The organism is Flavobacterium procerum, assembly GCF_042431625.1.
In the GTDB taxonomy this organism is placed as follows: Bacteria; Bacteroidota; Bacteroidia; order Flavobacteriales; family Flavobacteriaceae; genus Flavobacterium; species Flavobacterium procerum.
Genome location: NZ_JBHLYW010000035.1, coordinates 1 through 543 on the forward strand (window position 1 = coordinate 1; position 543 = coordinate 543).

1 protein-coding gene is annotated in these 543 nt (G+C 54.5%); it reads left to right on the forward strand.

Features of this window, described 5'->3' with window-relative positions; all coding sequences use genetic code 11:
• The coding region (locus ACFFLS_RS26090) for a cadherin-like domain-containing protein (protein WP_379689742.1) at positions 1-543 on the forward strand (543 nt) is incomplete at both ends.

Here is a 543-nt window from a genome sequence, read left to right on the forward strand (position 1 = left end):
GGGAATGATTCTGATGCGGAAGGCGACGCCTTGACGGCAGTCTTGGTTGCGAATCCTTCACACGGAACGCTGACGCTGAACTCGGACGGCTCTTTCACATATATTCACGACGGAAGCGAGACGCTTAGCGACAGCTTCACTTATAAGGCCAACGACGGAACGGTTGACGGAAACACCGCAACAGTGACGATAACGGTCACTCCTGTTAACGATGCTCCTGTTGCTGTTGACAACTCTTACACGGTTGCCGAGGGCGGAACGCTGAGCATTACTGCTCCTGGAGTCCTAGGAAACGATACGGATGCCGAGGGAGATGCGCTTACCGCCGCTGTGGTTGCGAATCCTTCACACGGAACGCTGACGCTGAACTCGGACGGCTCTTTCACATATATTCACGACGGAAGCGAGACGCTTAGCGACAGCTTCACTTATAAGGCCAACGACGGAACGGTTGACGGAAACACCGCAACAGTGACGATAACGGTGACTCCAGTAAACGACGCGCCAGTTGCTGTGGACAACTCTTACACGGTTGCCGAAGGC